1 protein-coding gene is annotated in these 364 nt (G+C 59.3%); it reads right to left on the bottom strand.

Annotated features, from left to right (window positions below; genetic code table 11):
- Window positions 1-156: 156 nt before the first annotated feature.
- Window positions 157-364 (bottom strand): IS4 family transposase (locus GSQ93_RS38440; protein ID WP_301952105.1); only part of this gene is annotated, 208 nt, incomplete at its 5' end.

Below are 364 nucleotides of genomic sequence, written 5' to 3'. Positions count from 1 at the left end.
TGTCTTTCGAGGTACGTTGTTCCCAGAGCTTCGCACCCGACCGTTACCAGTCGCGCACGTCCGGGTAGGCAACTGCTGGCCGTACAGCAGGTCACGGCACGACGAGTCGCGCGTGACAAGACAGAAGCAGACTTTGCCATCCACTACCTTGCCGATTTACGTTCGGCGGACGGCGACACGTGTCGCACATACAGAAGTGTCGTAGCCGTCGCGCAAGATCTGGATGGTGATCACAGCATCCATGACTCGCTGCATGCCAATCCACAGGGTCTTCGCGCCCGGTTCGCCGTCGCTCTTGCGCCCGAGAAATCCGCCCAGTGAGCCGACCATTCGTATCATCTGGTTGAGCGTCGGCGGCTTTTTT

This window comes from Burkholderia sp. S171 (genome assembly GCF_009766085.1).
Taxonomy (GTDB): domain Bacteria; phylum Pseudomonadota; class Gammaproteobacteria; order Burkholderiales; family Burkholderiaceae; genus Caballeronia.
This window is presented reverse-complemented; position numbering and strand designations above follow the sequence as displayed.